The 18,344-nt window shown below is 63.6% G+C and carries 14 protein-coding genes and 1 tRNA gene; 7 read left to right on the top strand and 8 right to left on the bottom strand.

Annotation, left to right across the window (positions count from 1 at the left end):
- Positions 1-76 precede the first annotated feature (76 nt).
- Positions 77-4,801, bottom strand: coding sequence for a glutamate synthase large subunit (gene gltB / locus FJ490_RS16960; protein ID WP_140632493.1), 4,725 nt, complete (start codon positions 4,799-4,801; stop codon positions 77-79).
- Between the two features lie 473 nt (positions 4,802-5,274).
- Between gltB and FJ490_RS16955 the strand changes: the two genes are divergently transcribed.
- Positions 5,275-6,327: a low specificity L-threonine aldolase gene (locus tag FJ490_RS16955; RefSeq protein WP_140729023.1), complete on the top strand. Its 1,053-nt coding sequence runs from the start codon at positions 5,275-5,277 to the stop codon at positions 6,325-6,327.
- Positions 6,328-6,400: 73 nt separating this feature from the next.
- Here FJ490_RS16955 and FJ490_RS16950 read toward each other — a convergent pair whose 3' ends face one another.
- A complete protein-coding gene (locus FJ490_RS16950) occupies positions 6,401-6,868 on the bottom strand; it encodes an Hsp20 family protein (protein ID WP_140496288.1) in 468 nt (155 codons plus the stop codon).
- Positions 6,869-7,338: 470 nt separating this feature from the next.
- Between FJ490_RS16950 and FJ490_RS16945 the strand changes: the two genes are divergently transcribed.
- Positions 7,339-8,319: an alpha/beta hydrolase gene (locus tag FJ490_RS16945; protein ID WP_140729022.1), complete on the top strand. Its 981-nt coding sequence runs from the start codon at positions 7,339-7,341 to the stop codon at positions 8,317-8,319.
- Positions 8,320-8,602: 283 nt separating this feature from the next.
- Positions 8,603-9,046 (top strand): hypothetical protein, encoded by a 444-nt coding sequence (locus tag FJ490_RS16940; RefSeq protein WP_140560301.1) that lies wholly within the window; start codon positions 8,603-8,605, stop codon positions 9,044-9,046.
- 24 nt (positions 9,047-9,070) lie between these two features.
- On the opposite strand, the gene hisN is transcribed toward FJ490_RS16940, so the two are convergent.
- Together hisN and FJ490_RS16930 are read right to left on the bottom strand one after the other, a co-directional pair.
- Positions 9,071-9,844, bottom strand: a complete 774-nt coding sequence (hisN, locus tag FJ490_RS16935) for a histidinol-phosphatase (protein WP_140729021.1) — start codon at positions 9,842-9,844, stop codon at positions 9,071-9,073.
- 383 nt (positions 9,845-10,227) lie between these two features.
- Positions 10,228-11,169, bottom strand: coding sequence for an N-formylglutamate amidohydrolase (locus tag FJ490_RS16930; RefSeq protein ID WP_140729020.1), 942 nt, complete (start codon positions 11,167-11,169; stop codon positions 10,228-10,230).
- 164 nt (positions 11,170-11,333) lie between these two features.
- Here FJ490_RS16930 and FJ490_RS16925 point away from each other — a divergent pair, with 164 nt between their 5' ends.
- Together FJ490_RS16925 and FJ490_RS16920 are read left to right on the top strand one after the other, a co-directional pair.
- Positions 11,334-11,696: a response regulator gene (locus FJ490_RS16925; protein ID WP_006199474.1), complete on the top strand. Its 363-nt coding sequence runs from the start codon at positions 11,334-11,336 to the stop codon at positions 11,694-11,696.
- Between the two features lie 116 nt (positions 11,697-11,812).
- Positions 11,813-11,887, top strand: a tRNA-Val gene (locus FJ490_RS16920).
- A gap of 689 nt (positions 11,888-12,576) precedes the next feature.
- Here FJ490_RS16920 and FJ490_RS16910 read toward each other — a convergent pair.
- Complete coding sequence (locus FJ490_RS16910; RefSeq protein ID WP_140729019.1) at positions 12,577-12,909, bottom strand: hypothetical protein; 333 nt, start codon at positions 12,907-12,909, stop codon at positions 12,577-12,579.
- A gap of 193 nt (positions 12,910-13,102) precedes the next feature.
- On the opposite strand from FJ490_RS16910, the gene FJ490_RS16905 reads away from it, so the two are divergent.
- Together FJ490_RS16905 and FJ490_RS16900 are read left to right on the top strand one after the other, a co-directional pair.
- Positions 13,103-13,462: a hypothetical protein gene (locus FJ490_RS16905; protein WP_140657337.1), complete on the top strand. Its 360-nt coding sequence runs from the start codon at positions 13,103-13,105 to the stop codon at positions 13,460-13,462.
- 148 nt (positions 13,463-13,610) lie between these two features.
- Positions 13,611-14,846 (top strand): MFS transporter, encoded by a 1,236-nt coding sequence (locus tag FJ490_RS16900; protein ID WP_140513694.1) that lies wholly within the window; start codon positions 13,611-13,613, stop codon positions 14,844-14,846.
- On the opposite strand, the gene FJ490_RS16895 is transcribed toward FJ490_RS16900, so the two are convergent.
- The 3 genes from FJ490_RS16895 to FJ490_RS16885 form a co-directional block, all read right to left on the bottom strand.
- Positions 14,833-15,678, bottom strand: a complete 846-nt coding sequence (locus FJ490_RS16895) for an EamA family transporter (RefSeq protein WP_140496297.1) — start codon at positions 15,676-15,678, stop codon at positions 14,833-14,835. The genes FJ490_RS16900 and FJ490_RS16895 overlap by 14 nt on opposite strands.
- 7 nt (positions 15,679-15,685) lie before the next feature.
- Positions 15,686-16,594, bottom strand: a complete 909-nt coding sequence (locus FJ490_RS16890) for an endonuclease/exonuclease/phosphatase family protein (protein ID WP_140729018.1) — start codon at positions 16,592-16,594, stop codon at positions 15,686-15,688.
- Positions 16,595-16,702: 108 nt separating this feature from the next.
- Positions 16,703-18,253, bottom strand: a complete 1,551-nt coding sequence (locus FJ490_RS16885) for a sodium:proton antiporter (RefSeq protein ID WP_140496299.1) — start codon at positions 18,251-18,253, stop codon at positions 16,703-16,705.
- Positions 18,254-18,344: the final 91 nt, after the last annotated feature.

Raw genomic sequence — 18,344 nt, 5'->3', positions numbered from 1 at the left:
GGCAACCTTCCGCGAGAGGTCAAATTATCAGTGACATGGAGCCGGGAAGCCTGGGCTTCCCGGCCTTTGCGAAGATCTATTCGGCCGCCACGCTCATGCGCATGCGTTCCATCTCGATCAGCGCGCGGCGGTATTCGACCGGCATGATCTTGCGGAATTTCGGCCGGAACGCCGCCCAATTGTCGAGGATCTCGCGGCCGCGCACCGAACCCGTATAGTGCACGTGGTTCGAGATCAGCTGATAGAGCCGCTCCTCGTCATGGCTGGTCATGTCACCCGAGACGTCGACGCGGCCCTTGTGGTCGAGGTCGCCGCCATGATGCAGCAGCTTTTCCATCAGGTCGTCTTCTTCCGGCACCGGCTCCAGCTCGACCATGGCCATGTTGCAGCGCTCGGCGAAATCGCCCGCCTCGTCCAGCACATAGGCAACGCCGCCCGACATGCCGGCGGCGAAGTTGCGGCCGGTCTTGCCGATGACGACGACGATGCCACCGGTCATGTATTCGCAGCCATGGTCGCCGACGCCCTCGACGACGGTGACGACGCCCGAGTTGCGCACCGCGAAGCGCTCGCCGGCGACACCGGCAAAATAAGCCTCGCCTTCGGTAGCGCCATAGAGCACCGTGTTGCCGACGATGATGGACTCGGCCGCGACGATCTTGGCTTCATCCGGCGGCCGGATGACGATGCGGCCGCCCGACAGGCCCTTGCCGACATAGTCGTTGCCGGCGCCGACCAGCTCGAAGGAGATGCCGCGCGCCAGGAAGGCGCCGAAGGACTGGCCGGCGGTCCCGGTCAGCTTCACCTGGATCGTATCCTCGCGCAGGCCCTTGTGCTTGAAGCGCTTGGCGACCTCGCCCGACAGCATGGCGCCCGCCGAACGATCGACATTGCGGATGTCGACCTCGATCTTGACCGGCTGCTTGGCCTCCAGCGCCGGCTTGGCCAGCTCGATCAGCTTGCGGTCGAGCACGTCGTCGATCGGGTGCTTCTGCCGCTCGGTCCAGTGCACCGCCTCATGTGGCGCATCGGGCTTGTAGAACATCTTCGAGAAGTCGAGCCCGCGCGCCTTCCAATGCTGGATCACGTCGCGCTTTTCCAGGAGATCGGCGTCGCCGATGATCTGGTCGATATGGGTGAAGCCCATTTCGGCAAGCAGTCCGCGCACCTCTTCAGCGACATAGAAGAAGAAGTTGATGACGTGCTCGGGCGTGCCCTTGAAGCGCTTGCGCAGCACCGGATCCTGCGTCGCCACGCCAACCGGGCAGGTGTTGAGATGGCATTTGCGCATCATGATGCAGCCGGCCGCGATCAGCGGCGCGGTCGAGAAGCCGAACTCGTCGGCGCCGAGCAGCGCGCCGATGATGACGTCGCGGCCCGTGCGCAATCCGCCATCGACCTGCAGCGCCACGCGCGACCTGAGACCGTTGAGCACCAGCGTCTGGTGCGTCTCGGCAAGGCCCATCTCCCACGGGCTGCCGGCATGCTTGAGCGACGTCAGCGGCGAGGCACCCGTGCCGCCATCGTAGCCCGAGATGGTGATGTGGTCGGCGCGCGCCTTGGCGACGCCCGCCGCGACCGTGCCGACCCCGACCTCCGACACCAGCTTGACCGAAATGTCGGCCGCCGGGTTGACGTTCTTCAGATCGTAGATCAGCTGCGCCAGATCCTCGATCGAATAGATGTCGTGATGCGGCGGCGGCGAGATCAGGCCGACGCCGGGCGTCGAGTGCCGGACCTTGGCGATGGTGGCGTCGACCTTGTGGCCGGGCAACTGGCCGCCCTCGCCGGGCTTGGCGCCTTGCGCCACCTTGATCTGCATGACGTCGGAGTTGACGAGATATTCGGTCGTCACGCCGAACCGTCCGGAAGCGATCTGCTTGATCGCCGAACGTTCGGGGTTCTTGCCGCCGCCGGGCAGCGGCAGATAGCGGTCTGCCTCTTCGCCGCCCTCGCCAGTGTTCGACTTGCCGCCGATGGCGTTCATGGCGCGCGCCAGCGTCGTATGCGCTTCCCTGGAGATCGAGCCGAACGACATCGCGCCGGTCGAGAAACGCTTGACGATCTCGGCCGCCGGCATGACGTCGTCGAGACGGACCTTCTTGCGGCCGGTATCTTCCGCCAGCTTGATCTTGAACAGGCCACGAATGGTCTGCGCGCGCGCCGTCTCGCTGTCGATCTGCGCGGAATACTCCTTGAAGGTCTCCCAAGACCCCTGACGCACGGCATGCTGCAAGGTGGCGACCGCGTCGGGCGACCACATATGCGCCTCGCCGCGCATGCGGAACAGGTATTCGCCGCCGACATCCAGGCTGTTGCGCAGCACCGGATCGTTGCCGAAACCATCCGTATGACGCCTGAACGTCTCCTCGGCGATCTCGTCCAGCCCGACGCCTTCGATCAGCGTGGCGGTGCCGGTGAAATACTTCTCCACGAAATCGGTCTTCAGCCCGATCGCGTCGAAGATCTGCGCGCCGCAATAGGACTGGTAGGTCGAGATGCCCATCTTCGACATCACCTTGAGGATGCCCTTGCCGATGGACTTGATGTAGCGCGACACGACTTCGTAGGCGTCGACCTCTTCAGGCAGTTCGCCGCGCTTGTGCATGTCGAGCAGCGTGTCGAAGGCGAGATAGGGATTGATCGCTTCGGCGCCGTAACCGGCGAGGCAGCAGAAATGATGCACTTCGCGCGGCTCGCCGGATTCCACGACGAGCCCGACCGAAGTACGCAGCCCCTTGCGGATCAGATGATGATGCACCGCGGCCGTGGCCAGAAGCGCGGGAATGGCGATGCGGTCCGGCCCGAGCTGGCGGTCGGACAGAATGATGATGTTGTAGCCGCCGGCGACCGCCGCTTCCGCCCGCTCGCACAGCCGATCGATGGCGCCCTGCATGCCGGCCGCGCCCTCGATCGAGGCATAGGTGATGTCGATCGTCTTGGTGTCGAACCGATCCTCGGTGTGGCCGATGGAGCGGATCTTTTCGAGATCGCCATTGGTCAGGATCGGCTGGCGCACTTCCAGCCGCTTGCGGCGCGAACTGCCGACCAGGTCGAAAATGTTGGGCCGCGGGCCGATGAAGGACACCAGGCTCATCACCAGTTCCTCGCGGATCGGATCGATCGGCGGATTGGTGACCTGGGCGAAGTTCTGCTTAAAATAGGTGTAGAGCAGCTTCGATCTGTCCGACATTGCCGAGATCGGCGTGTCGGTGCCCATCGAACCGACGGCTTCCTGGCCTGTGGTGGCCATCGGCGACATCAAGAGCTTGGTGTCTTCCTGGGTGTAGCCGAACGCCTGCTGGCGGTCGAGCAGGCTGACATCCTTGCGCAGCGCGCGCGGCTCGACCGGCTTCAGGTCCTCCAGGATGAGCTGCGTATTGGCGAGCCAGGTCTTGTAGGGATGCCTGGTGGCGATCTCCGACTTGATCTCCTCGTCGGAAACGATGCGGCCCTTGGCAAGATCGATCAAGAGCATGCGGCCGGGCTGCAGCCGCCACTTCTGGACGATCTTTTCCTCCGGCACAGGCAGCGCGCCGGCCTCCGACGCCATGATGACCCGGTCGTCGTCGGTGACGATGTAGCGCGCTGGCCGCAAGCCGTTGCGGTCGAGCGTGGCGCCGATCTGGCGCCCGTCGGTGAAGGCGACCGCGGCGGGCCCGTCCCACGGCTCCATCAGCGCCGCGTGGTATTCGTAGAAGGCCTTGCGGTCGGCGTCCATGAGCTTGTTGCCGGCCCAGGCTTCCGGGATCAGCATCATCATGGCGTGGCTGAGGCTGTATCCGCCCTGGAACAGGAACTCGAGCGCATTGTCGAAACATGCGGTGTCGGACTGGCCCTCATAGGAGATCGGCCAGAGCTTGGAGATGTTGTTGCCGAACAGCTCCGAATCCACCGACGCCTGGCGCGCCGCCATCCAGTTGTTGTTGCCGCGCACGGTGTTGATCTCGCCATTGTGCGCGACCATGCGATAGGGATGCGCCAGCTTCCACGAGGGGAAGGTGTTGGTGGAGAAGCGCTGGTGGACCAGGATCAGCGCCGTTTCGAAGCGCGGATCGGACAGGTCCTTGTAATAGGCTCCGACCTGATAGGCCAGGAACATGCCCTTGTAGACGATGGTGCGCGCCGACAGCGACACGCAGTAGGCGCCGATGTCCTTGTTGTCGTTCTCGGCGTAGATGCGGCCCGATATGACCTTGCGCAGCAGATAGAGCCTGGCCTCGTACTCCTCGTCGTCGGGAATGTCGGCCGTGCGTCCGATGAAGACCTGCCGGTGGAACGGCTCGGATGCCACGATATCCGGGGCCTTGGAGAGCGACGAATTGTCGACCGGCACGTCACGGAAGCCGAGCAGCGGCAGCCCCTCGGACTGCGCCGATTCGGCAATGATGTCCTCGACATGGGCGCGCAGCGCGGCATCCTGCGGCATGAACCAATGGCCGACGCCATACTGCCCCGCCGGCGGCAGCTCGACGCCCTGCGCGGCCATCTCCTCGCGGAAGAAGCCGTCGGGAATCTGCACCAGCACGCCCGCGCCGTCGCCCATCAGCGGATCGGCGCCGACGGCGCCGCGATGCGTCAGGTTTTCGAGCATGGAAAGCCCGTCCTCGACGATCGTGTGCGACTTCGCGCCCTTCATGTTGACGATGAAGCCGACACCGCAGGCATCGTGCTCGTTGCGCGGATCGTAAAGGCCCTGGGCGGTCAAACCGGTGCGGCGGGTATTGGCCAGGGTTTTGACGGCTGCCGCTTTCGTCTGCGCGGCCTTGCCGTTCGTCGCAGCGTGCGTCAATTCCGTCATCGTCCTGTCCTCCATTCCGCGTCCTTGCGGGCGCTGGTTTGCCTCGGGAAGCGCATTGCTTCCCCTTCATCCTTACGGCACGTCTTGCGAAATCCTTGTCGAACCATGCGGCTCGCCGCGCGGTTCGCATCCGGTATCGTACAGGCCAGAGCACGGCCGTCCACCTGTCGCTCGCGGCAAAAGCCGGAGAGGCTTAGAATACGCCAATCCAGCCTGTTTTGCGCGACAAAATAAGACAGCACTACTGTCCTAAATTTTTATGGCAGAAAAGCCGGGCGCATACAAGACCGATTCACAAAAAACTTCGGCGTTCCGCGACACAAAGTTTCGTGAAATACCCGCTAAACGCAAGCTTCCATCCCTGCCGGTTTTCGGCAGTTCGCTGGCTTTACCCGTTTTCTGGCGTCTGGCCCTTGCGAGCCAGCCATGAAACCGGTCAAGGTTGCAGCGATTTTCCCAGCACAGGCAGATGCATGTTCTTCGCTTCCGACAATTGGGCAGGCGCCCACCCCAACATCGCCTCCGGTCTCTCGGCCCACGCCGGCGGCTTTTCCACTGCCTATGGCGATGGCGCGCTCGACCAGGCCGTCTGCCAGCGCTTCAGCGAAATCTTCGAACGCGAGGTTGCGGTGTTCTTCGTGGCCACCGGCACCGCCGCCAATTCGCTGGCGCTGACCGCCTACAACAAGCCCGGCGGCATTTCCTTCGCTCATCGCGAATCGCATGTCATCGAAGATGAGTGCGGCGCACCGGAATATTTCTCTGGCGGCTCGCGGCTGCATGCCGTCGATGGCGCGCTGGGCCGGATCGATCCGCACAATCTGGAAACGGCGATCGGCCGTTTCGCCGGCGAGGTGGTCCATTGGGGCCGGCCGATGGCGGTCTCGATCACCCAGTCGACGGAGGTCGGCACGGTCTACGGCCTGCATGACATCGCCGCGATCTCGGCCATCGCGCGGCAACATTCCGTGCCATTGCATATGGACGGCGCCCGCTTTGCCAATGCACTGGTCGCGCTCGACACGACGCCCGCCGAAATGACCTGGAAAAGTGGCGTCGACATACTGTCTTTCGGCGGCACCAAGAACGGCTGCTGGTGCGCCGAGGCGATCGTGCTGTTCGATCTCGAGCGTGCCCGGGAATTGGCCTTCCTGCGCAAGCGCGCAGCCCAGCTGTTTTCCAAATCGCGCTTTATCGCGGCACAGTTCGAGGCTTATTTCCGCGACGGCCTGTGGCTCGACACCGCCAGGCACGCCAATGCCATGGCTGCCCGCCTTGCCGCGGCGATCGAGGATTCCCAGACGGCGAAACTGGCTTGGCTGCCGCAAGCGAACGAGGTTTTCGCGGTGATGAAAAAAGCCGAAGCCGACAGGCTGCAGGCGGCGGGTGCTGTTTTCTACGGCTGGCACAAGCCGCATGGCTTCGAAGGCCATATCGGCGAGGACGAATTGCTCTATCGCTTCGTCACCAGTTTTGCGACGACGTCAGAGGAAGTCGACCGCTTTGGCCAGTTGATCGCAGGATAATTGCTGTTCTCGGCAAATAAAAAAGAAGCGGCGCCTTTCGGCGCCGCTTCCGTCTCGGGAGGAGACTTAGGGATTACGCAGCGGTCTTGGCCTCGATCTGCTTGGCCTTGGCCGGAGCCGAAGTGATCGCGATCTTGCGCGGCTTCAGTTCCTCGGGGATGTTGCGCTTCAGGTCGACGAAGAGCAGGCCGTTCTTCAGCGTGGCGCCCACGACCTCGACGTGGTCGGCAAGCTGGAAGCGGCGCTCGAAGGCCCTGGAGGCAATGCCGCGATAGAGCAGTTCGGAACCCTCGCCCGTGCCCTCATCCTTGCGCTCGCCTTTCACGGTCAGCACATTGCGGTGGGCCTCGATCGAGATCTCCTCGTCCGAGAAGCCGGCGACAGCCATCGAGATGCGGTAGGCATCCTCACCGGTGCGCTCGATGTTGTAGGGCGGATAGGTCTGCGCGCCATCGGGCTGCGCAAGGGAATCAAGCATGGTGAAGAGACGGTCGAAGCCGACGGTCGAGCGATAGAGCGGGGAAAAATCAACGTGACGCATGGTGTGTTCTCCTGTTGAGCAACAAGGTTTGCGTTTGGCCGGTGCGAAACCCGTGAGCGGCGTTCCGGTTTGACCAGCGGCCCCGACATTGGCGGCCGCAATCCACATTTGGGGAGCGGGCAAAGCCATTTCAAGATTTTGCCTCCCGGCAAAAATCGAGGATGAACGGCAGATGAACCGGCGCTTTTGCGCGCGTTCAGACAGCCGCCGCTAGACTGCTCTCGACATCAAGGACAAGCGGCGCCGGATTTGCATGGACCGGGCGCCGCGACGAGGCCGAACCGGGTGCAACGTCCCTTCCTCCCGGATCGACAGGGGCCGGAAGCGCGCTCATAGCGGCTTCCGGCCTTCCCTGTTGCCGATCCGACGCCTCCCGGAATTCCTTTGCTTTTGGCCCATGGACGGCTATCAACCTTGGCGAGGCCGGCCACGACAGGCAGGCATGCGAGACGCCGAGCACGAAGCGCCGAATGACGGATCTCCTTTTTCACGAAATTCCCCTTTTTCATGAAACTGAGGGCAACCCGCGACCGCAAAACGCCACCGGCGGCTTTTTTACGGCACGCGACGGCAAGAAGATACGCTATGGCCTGTTCGCCGCGGTCGCCCGCCCGATGAAGGGCACCGTGGTGCTGCTGTCCGGCCGCAACGAGTGCATCGAGAAATATTTCGAAACCATTCGCGATCTTGCGGCGCGCGGTTTTGGCGTCGCCACGCTTGACTGGCGCGGCCAAGGCGGCTCCGACCGGCTGATCCGCGATCGCCAGCGCGGCTATATCAGGTCCTTCCGCGACCACACGGCCGACCTTGAACAGTTCTTCGAGGAGATCGTGCTGCCGGACTGCCGCGGGCCGTACTACATTCTAGCCCATTCGGCCGGCGCCGTGATCACGCTGCTTGCTTCGCCCTCCATGGTCAACCGCGTGCGGCGCATGGTGCTGATCGCGCCGTTCTTCACCTTGCCCGACCTGCCGGTCTCGATCCGGACGGTCCGCCGCGTCTGTTCGCTGTTTTGTGCCCTGGGCCTTGGCCGGCTTTACGCCGCCTGGGGGCCGCGGCCGAAGGTTACCGCTCCCTTCGACACCAACAAGGTAACGACGGATCCGGAACGCTACCGCCGCAACACCAAGATCTACGAGGATCACCCGCAACTGGCGCTTGGCGGCCCGACGATCCGCTGGCTGAGAGCGGCTGCCGAAGCCGCGGAAGCGGTAAGCGATCCCGAATTCATGGCCCGCATCCGGGTCCCCCTGCTGGTCATCGCCGCCGGTGCCGATCAGGTCGTCTCGACCAAGGCCGTGGAAGCCTATGCCAGGCGTCTGCGCCTCGGCTCGCTGCTCATGATCGACGGCGCGCGTCACGAGATCCTGCAGGAGGCCGACATCTACCGCGAGCAATTCCTTGCCGCCTTCGACGCTTTCATTCCCGGCAGCGACGACCCAACGGCCTGATGGCGCGTATTGCCGAGCCGGCGCCGGTTCCGGCTCATGCTTGGCGAAAACTCCATGATCCGGTTGGTCCCCAGGTCGCTCGCTATCCGCTGACAACGCCCGTTCCCAGCGCCCGCGTCTTGCGCGATCAATGTCGGACGATGATCGCGCCGACGCCTCGGCAATTCTAACGGCTACGCCTGCCTCCTGCTCAACCGGAGGCAACTTGACGCCAGTTCCCGTTCGGGGCCCGAGCGCTAGTTACCGTCCGCAGAGGTCAGTCGACGGATCGGGAGGAGCGGCCATGAACGCATCGGACACGCTGCCACGCCAGGGGCATCGCCTGCTGCAGCTCGGCATCGCCCTCCTGCTGTTTTCGTCAGTCGAAGGGTTCGCCATCCCATACCTCGCCGCACCGCGGCTCGGATTGTCGGTTCACACGCTCGGTGCCTTGCAAGGCGTCCTGCTGCTGGTTTTGGGTCTCGTCTGGTCCAGGCTTAATCTCGGCGTCGCGATGTCGCGGATTGCGTTCTGGTTCCTGATCTATTCAGCCTTGGCCATCCTGGCAGCCTATGTGATGGCCAGCCTCTGGGGAGCCGGCAACGAGACGATGCCGCTAGCGGCAGGAGCCGCGCACGGAAGCGCCTTTCAGGAGTACGCGATCAAAGCCATCGCCTATTCGTCCGCGCCGACCGGCCTCATCGCTTTCGCGCTCATTCTATGGGGCCTGCGTCTCTCGGACGCCTAAAGCGCATCGCGGCGAAACGGATGCTCAGCCGCGCAGGGCCGCCATCGCCGCCGCATGGAGTTCGGGCGTCGCCGCCGCCAATACGTCGCCGCCATTCTCGGCCGGCCCGCCGTCGAAGGTAGTGACCACGCCGCCCGCCTTCTCGATGATGGGGATCAGCGCCACGATGTCATAGGGCTTCAGTCCGGGATCAGCGACGATGTCGACGCTTCCCGCGGCGACCATGGCGAAGGCATAGCAATCGGTGCCATAGCGGGCGAGTTGTACCTGCTTCTCGAACTGGTCATAGCGCAGGCGTGCCTCGCCCTGGAACAGCGCCGGCGTCGTGGTGAACAGCGTTGCTTCAGCAAGGCTCGTCGTCTTGCGTGTGACCAGTTTGCGCGGCCCGCCCGGCCCCTCATAATGGGAGCCGGAGGCGTTGGCGTAGAAGAGCTCGCCGGTGAAGGGCTGCGACATCAATCCGGCAACGGCATCGCCCTCCACCGTCAATCCGACCAGCGTCCCCCACACCGGCAGGCCGGAGATGAAAGCGCGCGTGCCGTCGATCGGATCGATTACCCAGACATGCCTGCTGGAAATATTCTCGCTTCCGTGTTCCTCGCCGAGAATGCCATGGTCCGGATATTGCGCCGATATCAGCGCCCGGATGGCGCGCTCGGCTTCGCGATCGGCTTCGGTGACCGGATCGAAGCTGCCCTTTTCCTTGTTGGCGACCGCACCCTGGCTGCGGAAGCGCGGCAAGGTTTCCGCCGCCGCGGCTTGCGCGATGCGGCGCATGAAATCGATGCTGATGTCCAACTGATTCTCCCGCATTGCAGCATGGCCGAGCCCACGTGTGCCGCCAGTTCCGCGCCAAGACAAGGGTGTTCCAGGATTTTTCGCCGCGCCGACTGTTGCCAGAATAACACGCCGGCGCCACCGAAGCGCAATTTCCACATCACTCTGAATTAAAAAAGCCGGTAGGTCGCTTGACATTTGTGCAGCGCACCATACCCTTGATCTCGGACAGGGTTTCCTGTCCATGCCCTCCTTGGGCGTTTCCTCCCTAGACTTCGACCGTATCGTGCGAACGATGCGGTCTTTTTTTCGCCGCCAGTTCCAATCCCCGCCAATCCCGATCCATGTCGCCCAAGACTATGCGGCGGTTGAGGATGGCGCCATCTAATGAAACCAGGATCTATTCACTCCGCGGCCAGCGGCAGATCCATGAAATGGTGGTCGGGCATGGCCATCAGGTCGGCCGAAAATCGCGCCAGGTCGTCGGTCAGCGCATCGAAACCGGCCGCTTTCTCGAATGTGCGCTCATTCATGTAGAGCCCGCGATTGACCTCGATCTGCAGCGCATGGAGATGGCGCGCCGGGCGACCGTAGTGTTCGGTGATGAAGCCGCCGGCATAGGGCTTGTTGTGGGCGACGGTATAGCCCATGGCGTTGAGCAGGCCGATCGCGGTCTCGGTCAATGCCGCGGTGGCTGAGATGCCGAAGCGGTCGCCGATGATGAAATCGGGCCGCAGGCCGCTGTCTCCGACGCGGATGCTCGCCGGCATGGAGTGACAGTCGATCAGCACGGCAAAGCCGAAACGCGCGTGGGTTCGCGTCAACAGCCGTTTCAGCGTCTCATGATAGGGTTTGTAGACGGCCTCTATGCGGGCAACCGCTTCGGCCAGCGGCAGGCGACCGGAGTAGATGTCGAGGCCTTCACCGACCAGCTTCGGAACGGTGCCGAGCCCGCCGGCCACGCGCGCGGAACGGATGTTGCAGAAGGATGGCACCGGCTCGGCGAACATGCGCGGATCGAGTTCCCACGGCTCGCGGTTGACGTCGAGATAGGCACGCGGGAAATTAGCCGCGAGCATCGGCGCGCCAAGCGCCACCGCGCCGCCGAACAGCTCGTCGACATAGCAGTCCTCGGACCGGCGAATGGCGTTGCGGTCCAGCCTTGCCATGGCGAGGAAGCGCTCCGGATAATGGCGCCCGCTGTGGGGTGAGTTGAAGAGGAAGGGGACGCGCTGCTCGGCGCCCGACCGGATTTCGAAGGGGGGAACGACCGAAAAATCCTCGGCTGCCGTCTTCAATTTGAACGAACCCGAAAACACCAATGCATCATAGGATGAAAGTGCCACCTTGAGGGCCGCATGTCCAGCATTTCAGCGCCGGCACCGCCTTTCCGAATGCGGATTATGCTGCGCCTCGTTCACTTGATGTTTACCCTCGCCTCCTCATATACAGGATGGTTAACGGCCCTGCTTTTCGGCAGAGTTCGGGCGGGTGATTCGGACGGGATATCATGGCACGCATTCTTCTGGCGGAAGACGACGACGATATGCGTCGCTTCCTCGTCAAGGCGCTGGAGCGCGCCGGTTACCAGGTCAGCGACTTCGACAACGGCGCCAGTGCCTATGAGCGGCTGCGCGAGGAACCGTTCTCGCTGCTTTTGACCGATATCGTCATGCCGGAGATGGACGGCATCGAGCTGGCCCGCCGCGCCACCGAGATCGATCCCGACCTCAAGGTCATGTTCATCACCGGTTTCGCCGCCGTTGCGCTGAACCCGGATTCCAAGGCGCCGAAAGACGCCAAGGTGCTGTCGAAGCCGTTCCATCTGCGCGACCTCGTCAACGAGGTCGAGAAGATGCTGCAGGCGGCCTGAGCCGTTTTTGCCCAAGGCATCGGCGACTATCGGCCGGTGCGGCAAAACGGAGCCTTCTTTCCCCTTTCCTGCTATTGACGCGCCGGATCAAAAATGGTGTATGCGCGGCTTCGGATGGGCGTGTAGCTCAGCGGGAGAGCACTGCATTGACATTGCAGGGGTCACAGGTTCAATCCCTGTCACGCCCACCATCCTTTCAAAGACTTAGTCTCTTGTGCCGATTGGCACAGAACGGCACAAAACGCCCACTGAGCTCCTGAATGGTGCCCTTGAGTATTCCGATGCGGCCGATCCGTGACAGCTTGTGTGTTACGCCCGATATGGCGGGGTCAAGAAAAAAGCCGAACGGAACAACCAGCGCCGTGAGAAGTTAGCCGGCACGCTTCCCTCCGCCCTCCGTCGGCTCAATAGCCCCGTTTGCGCTCGCGGGGCGGGGTTTCTGCGTTTTGGGCATCTACCTCCAATTGCCGACCGAATCGCTCTTTCGGGTGACTTTCTTAAAGGAGTGAACTGTTCAAATCTGGAGTCTCTCTAAGCGGGAGGAACGGATGGGCAGCGATTTCGAGGCCGCACGACGACACCTGAAGCGCGCGCGTCAGTGCCTTCATGGCGATGATCACGTGAGCAGAGAAACGGTTGAGAGAATCGATGAAATGATCATAGCCCTGGCCGCGGAGGAGTGCTCTTCGTTTGGCTCCCTCTTCCCCTTCGGCCATCGAACGACGCGGAACTCTGAGGCCGCCTCGTCCAAGGCATAGCTCTACCTGCCGAAGGCAAACACTCGCGGTCCGTCGAGGCCCCGCTGGCTCCGTCCGGCCGGCTCTTCTGTAGACTTGATGAAAAGGCCGGAGCCAACAACCGCTCCGGCCCTGTTCCGTCGTCAGTCATTGCAGCTGTCGTCGGCCTTTGCCGCCGCGGTCTTGCCGCCATGCTGCTGCGCCTCGATATCCTGCTGCGATGTTGCGAGATTCTTGTCACCGCCGCCTTCCGCCCCCGCCAACGGCATTGTGCTGCCATCCTTGGCGGCCGGTTTGCCGGCACTATCCTTGGCCTTCGGAGTTTCCAAGGGCGCGTGGGTACCATCTTTCGAAATACCGGCAGTCTGTTGGGGGTCGGCGCCCGTGTTGGCAGCCGACTTGTCCGGACATGCCGCGATTGCAGAGCCCGCAGAAAACGACACCGCAAGCGCGATTACCAAAGCCATTTTCATCATGCTCGTCCTTCTGTTTGAGTGCCCTGCGGGTGAAACTAACGGCGCTTTTCTTTGTTCCGGGCCGGGCCGTATGTCGTCATCGACGCACCACAACCGGCACGCTGATGCCACGGCGACGGCGCCAGATACTCCACGGAAGCGTTCGCCGACTCCCTTGTTATGCGGCCGAAGGGATACTCACCAGGAGTGAATGATGAAACGACTTCTTCTCGCTTCCGCCGTAATGATTCTTTCCGGCGGCCTTGCCCTGGCGCAATCGACCAATACGACGTCGAGCGGCTCCTCCTCCACGACGACAACGATGCCGACGGATCAGAACACGGACTCGACCACGACCAAGTCGACCAACTCCGCTAAGGATTGCGCACCGGGCCAACAGACAGGCAGCGCCAAGGAGTCAGCTCCCGGTCAGCAGGATACCAGCGCCAAGTCCGCGGCCCTGGCCAGATGGAAACGACGACGGAAGGTTGCTGACCGCATTGCCACTGATGTCTCGACTCGCAACCTTGGCCTCCAGGTGCCTCGCGTCAGTTGGAACCACCTGCTGGGCTGATAGCCCGTCGGCTTCGGCCGGCGGGTGTCCAATGAATGCGGCTGTGGACTCGGTGACCCCCTACGCAAACGTGACCAAGTTCTCTGAAAAGTGACTGACGATTGTCCGCCTCGACGCGATAACGTTCCTCGACATCAGGAGGAACGCCTTGAAGCTCAATTCGCAGCAGAAGAAAACCGTCCTTGCCTCATTCCTGGGCTGGACGCTCGACGCTTTCGATTTCTTCCTTCTGACATTCCTGCTCACCGACATTGCGTCTGAATTCCAGACCGACGTCCCGGCGGTGTCAAAGGCGCTTTTCCTGACCCTTGCGACGCGCTTCATTGGCGCGTTCTTCTTCGGCACGTTGGCAGACAAATTCGGGCGCAAGCCCATCCTGATGCTCAACATCGTCAGTTATTCCGTGATCGGCGCTTTGGCCGCCTTCTCGCCCAATCTCGGCATATTCCTGGCGCTGCGCGCACTGTTCGGCATCGCCATGGGCGGCGAATGGGGACTTGGCTCCTCGCTTGCCATGGAATCCATCCCGCCCAGCGCCCGCGGCATGGTCTCGGGCATCCTGCAATGCGGCTATCCGGCCGGCTACCTCCTAGCGGCGGTCGTCTATGGCCTGCTCTATCACCAGACGATCGGCGGCTACACGATCGGCTGGCGCGCCATGTTCCTGCTCAGTTTCATCCCGGCCCTGATCGTCCTTTTCATCCGCTCACATGTTCCGGAATCGCCGGCCTTCGTCGAGGCGCGGAAGACCGCAAGGCCCGGCATGCTGGAGACACTGCAAAAGCACTGGGGCGTCGCCCTCTATGCGGTCGTGCTGATGATGTTCTTCAACTTCTTCAGCCACGGCACGCAGGATCTCTACCCGACATTCCTGAAGAAGCAGCATGGTTTCGACCCGCACACGGTGAGCTGGATCACCATCGTCGCCAACATTGGCGCCATCGTCGGCGGTCTGGCGTTCGGCGCGCTGTCCGAGAAGATCGGCCGCGTCAATGCGATCACGCTCGCCTGCCTGATTGCCTTGCCGTCCATCCCGCTATGGGCCTACAGCTCGACGCCCTTCATGCTGGCCATCGGCGCCTTCGTCATGCAGGTCGCGGTCCAGGGCGCCTGGGGCGTCATTCCGGTGCACCTCAACGAGCTCTCGCCCGGCGCGGTGCGCGCGACCCTGCCCGGCTTCATCTACCAGGCCGGCAATCTCGCAGCCTCCTATGGCGGTCCCTATCAGGCGGGCATAGCCGAGGCTCCCGGAGGCAGCTATGGCTACGCGTTGGCGCTATTCGCCGGCGTGGTCGCCGTCTGCATCATCATCGTCATCCGCTTCAGTCCGGAACGGCGCGGCCAGGTGATGACCGTGCTGGACCACGACGTCAGCCGAGTCTGAGCGCCACGACGCCGGCGACGATGCTGAGCGCGGCGGCGCCGCGCCAGCCTGTCATCTTCTCGCCGAGCGCGAACACCGAGATCACCATGGCGAACAGGATGGAGGTCTCGCGCAGCGATGCCACCGAGGCGATCGGCGCCTTGGTCATCGCCCACATGACGATCCAGTAGGCAGCGCCGCTCAGCACGCCGGTGAACAGCCCCGCTTTCCAGTCCCGCGCCAGCACCGGCAAGGCCCGCGGTCCACGGAAGATCAGGCACAGCACCAGCGCTCCAAGCGCATCGCACACGAACAGCCAGGCGGCATAGCTCTGCGCCGTGGCCGCCAGCCGCGCCCCGCTGCCGTCGGACAGTGTGTAGCTGGCGATGAAGATCGAGGTCCCCAGCGCAAAGCCCACCGCGCGCAGGTTCAATCGTTCCAGATGCGCGCCGCCGCGAAACGACATCACCAGCGTGCCGGCCGACAGCAAAAGAATACCCAGAATGGCGAGCGGCGCCGGCACTTCGGCGACCACGAACATACCGCCAAGCGCCGCCAGCAAGGGCGCGGTGCCGCGCGCCAGAGGATAGGTCTGGGCGAAGTCGCCGGCCTGGTAAGCGCCGATCAGGAAGGTCCGGTAGCCCATGTGGAAGACGACGGAGGCAATGATATAGAGCCAGACTTCCGCCCTCGGCACCTCGACGAAGGGAAGTGCGAAAAGCGCGGCAAATCCCATGCCAAGCGTCATCAGGGTGATCGACAGGAAGCGGTCGAGATGGACCTTGACCAGCGCATTCCAGATCGCGTGCATGGCGGCCGCCGCAAGCACCGCGAAGAAGACGAAAAGCGTCATTTGGGCCTCATCCGCCTCCGGGGCCGGCGGGCGTTTCGAGATCGATGTCGATCCTGACCGGAAAATGATCGGAAGCCACTTCGCCAATGTCCGAGCTGACCGAGCGCACACGACCGGCAAACAGGCCGCCGACGAAGCAATGATCGAGCCGGCGCTTTGCCAGCCCGCCGTCGATGATCTTCTCATGCGTGTGGAAGTCATCCGCCGGTTCAATCGCCACGGCAGCGGCATCGACGAACCCATCCAGATAGGCGGCACCGCGATGATAGGGCGTGCCGCCGACGATGCGGCGGTATTCGGCGCTGCCCGGCTCCATGTTGAAATCGCCCATCCAGATCGCCGCCAGCGGGTTCTCCGGCTCTGGCTCGCCATTGCTCCAATTGCGCGCCGGCTCGTCGTCGGCGCCGCTCCACGGCCCCCCATCGGAGGGCGCCCGGCGATGCTCGGCAAGCAGATAGTCGATCTGCTCGAGCCGTTCTTCAGCCGCGACATGGGCGAGATGCAATGAAAGCACCCGCACCGGACCCGCCGGCGTGCGGATCATGCATTCGAGCGCCGCGTTGCGGGTGTTGAGCGGCCGCAGTGTGCGGCGCATCGGCAGCGCATGCAGCCGCGACCAGACGATCGGCAGCTTCGACAGCACCATGGTGCCGAACTGCCGGCGCCGGTTGACGATGCGGCCGTCGCGCTGTTCGCTGGCGTCCATGTCGAAGGCCGGGCCGTAGACCCAGTGATAGTCCGGCAGCAGCCGCGAAAGCAGCTCTGGCTGGTCGTCGAAATTGCTGCGCTGCCAGTGCCGCTCGACCTCCTGCAAGGCGATGACATCGGCGCCGGCAACAATGCGCGCGGCGCGCGCCGGATCGTAGAGGCCGTCGCTGCCGAACCCGTATTGGATATTGTAGCTGACCAGCTTCATTGCTCATCCGGCTCAGTTTGGTGACGGCAGTACCGTTTCGACGGCGACCTTGCAATGGACCGCCGCGGCGGCCCGGCTGGGCCACGACGCAAAAGCCCCTCGCCTCGCCTAGGTCGTCAGCGGCTGGAACCGTCCCGCCGGGGAAGCCGCCAGCTCCGACCAGTCGATTTCTTCCTCCAGCCGGTGATAGGCCTCGTCACCGATCGTCCCGTTGCGGCGAAGTTCTTCCAGCGCGTCGCGCTGGCGCTTGATGGCATAGAGCCGCAGCCGGTCGTACTCGGTTGCTGCCTGGGCGTCGTCGGGGTTCTTGGCGACCTTGCGCTGTGCGGCATACTGCTCGCGCACCGCCGCCGCCGCGGTCGAGGTCTTGCCGCTCAATATGTCGAGGGCCGCCTGCATGATGGCGACACGGGCCTGCGCGACCTCGCGGTCTATGGTCTCGTCCGGTTCGAGACGAAGCAGGCGCAGCAACGGCTTCAGGCTCATGCCTTGCAGGACAAGCGTGCCCAGCACCACGCAAAAGGCGGTGAGCACGATCGGATCGCGGCCGGGGAAGTTCGCCGGCAATGCGAAGGCAGCCGCCAGCGTCACCAGGCCGCGCATGCCGCACCAGCCGATCAGCACCCCGCCGCGAAACGACGGCACCTCTTGCCGCTGCTCCGCATTGCCGAAGCGGGCAAGCCCTCGGATCACGGCGCCGCAGCCCAGCACCCAGGCAAGGCGGGAAACGATGACGACGGCCAGGATCGTCCCTGCAAACAGGAACGCCTCGGACTGTCCCTGCTCGGCCAGGCGACCGACGATCAGCCGCGCCTGCAGGCCCATCAGCACGAAAGCCAGCACGTTGAGCACGAACACCGCCGTCTCCCAGACGGAATAGGAGCTGACGCGCTTTCTGGCCGACATGCGCCGCGGTGCGGTGCGCGCGATAGTCATGGCATAGACGACGATGGTGATGATGGCCGAGAGCCCCAGCCTGTCAGCCAGGATCCAGACGCCGAACGTCCCGGCGAACTGCACGACGGTGCCGCTCGCCGCATCTTCGATGCGTCCAAGCATCGCCTGGGACAGGCGGCCGAGCAGATAGCCCGCGGCCAGGCTGCCGATGGTCGACAGCAGGACCATCGGAACGGCACTGCCCAAAAGAACGGGACCGGCGGCGGCAGTGATCGCGATGCGATAGATCAAAAGCGCGGTGGCGTCATTGAGCAGGCTTTCGCCCTGAAGGATGGCCGTGATGCGGTGCGGCACTTTGAACTGCCCGAGCACGGCGCTCGCGGCAACCGCGTCCGGCGGCGCCACGATGGCGCCGAGGGCTATGGCGGCGGCGATCGGCAGGCCGGCCATTTTCCAGCCGACCAGGGCCACGACGGCGGTCGTGAAAACGACCGCGCCAAGCGCCAACAGCACAAGCGGCAGCCTGTAGCGGTTAAGATCGCGCAGCGATGTGTCGTAGGCCGCGTCGAGCAGCACCGGCGCAATGAACAGCGCAAGCGCCAGTTCCGGATCGATCTCGATCGTCGGCGCGCCGGGCAGGAAGCCAAGGCCGGCACCCGCCAGCGCCAGCAAGGCGGGGTAAGGAACCTGCAGGCGCCGCGACAGCGCCGTCAGCGCAACGGCGATCAGCAGGAGGACAAGGGTGAGCTCAAATAGCGCCATGGCTCATCGTAGCGGCGAAGCAGAGCTCTTGGCAGTGGCAAAGCGGCAAGATGCTGTTGATTGTCCAGCAGGGGAGGATCGTCCGGCAACT

It is taken from the genome of Mesorhizobium sp. B2-5-11 (genome assembly GCF_006440835.1).
Taxonomy (GTDB): Bacteria; Pseudomonadota; Alphaproteobacteria; order Rhizobiales; family Rhizobiaceae; genus Mesorhizobium.
Note: the sequence above shows the minus strand (reverse complement) of the source record. Positions and strands in the feature narration are given on the sequence as shown.

Coding starts and splice junctions, on each gene's coding strand:
- gltB (WP_140632493.1), bottom strand. CDS start 4,801: ATGACGGAATTGACGCACGCTGCGACGAACGGCAAGGCCGCGCAGACG.
- FJ490_RS16955 (WP_140729023.1), top strand. CDS start 5,275: ATGTTCTTCGCTTCCGACAATTGGGCAGGCGCCCACCCCAACATCGCC.
- FJ490_RS16950 (WP_140496288.1), bottom strand. CDS start 6,868: ATGCGTCACGTTGATTTTTCCCCGCTCTATCGCTCGACCGTCGGCTTC.
- FJ490_RS16945 (WP_140729022.1), top strand. CDS start 7,339: ATGACGGATCTCCTTTTTCACGAAATTCCCCTTTTTCATGAAACTGAG.
- FJ490_RS16940 (WP_140560301.1), top strand. CDS start 8,603: ATGAACGCATCGGACACGCTGCCACGCCAGGGGCATCGCCTGCTGCAG.
- FJ490_RS16925 (WP_006199474.1), top strand. CDS start 11,334: ATGGCACGCATTCTTCTGGCGGAAGACGACGACGATATGCGTCGCTTC.
- FJ490_RS16910 (WP_140729019.1), bottom strand. CDS start 12,909: ATGATGAAAATGGCTTTGGTAATCGCGCTTGCGGTGTCGTTTTCTGCG.
- FJ490_RS16905 (WP_140657337.1), top strand. CDS start 13,103: ATGAAACGACTTCTTCTCGCTTCCGCCGTAATGATTCTTTCCGGCGGC.
- FJ490_RS16895 (WP_140496297.1), bottom strand. CDS start 15,678: ATGACGCTTTTCGTCTTCTTCGCGGTGCTTGCGGCGGCCGCCATGCAC.
- FJ490_RS16890 (WP_140729018.1), bottom strand. CDS start 16,594: ATGAAGCTGGTCAGCTACAATATCCAATACGGGTTCGGCAGCGACGGC.
- FJ490_RS16885 (WP_140496299.1), bottom strand. CDS start 18,253: ATGGCGCTATTTGAGCTCACCCTTGTCCTCCTGCTGATCGCCGTTGCG.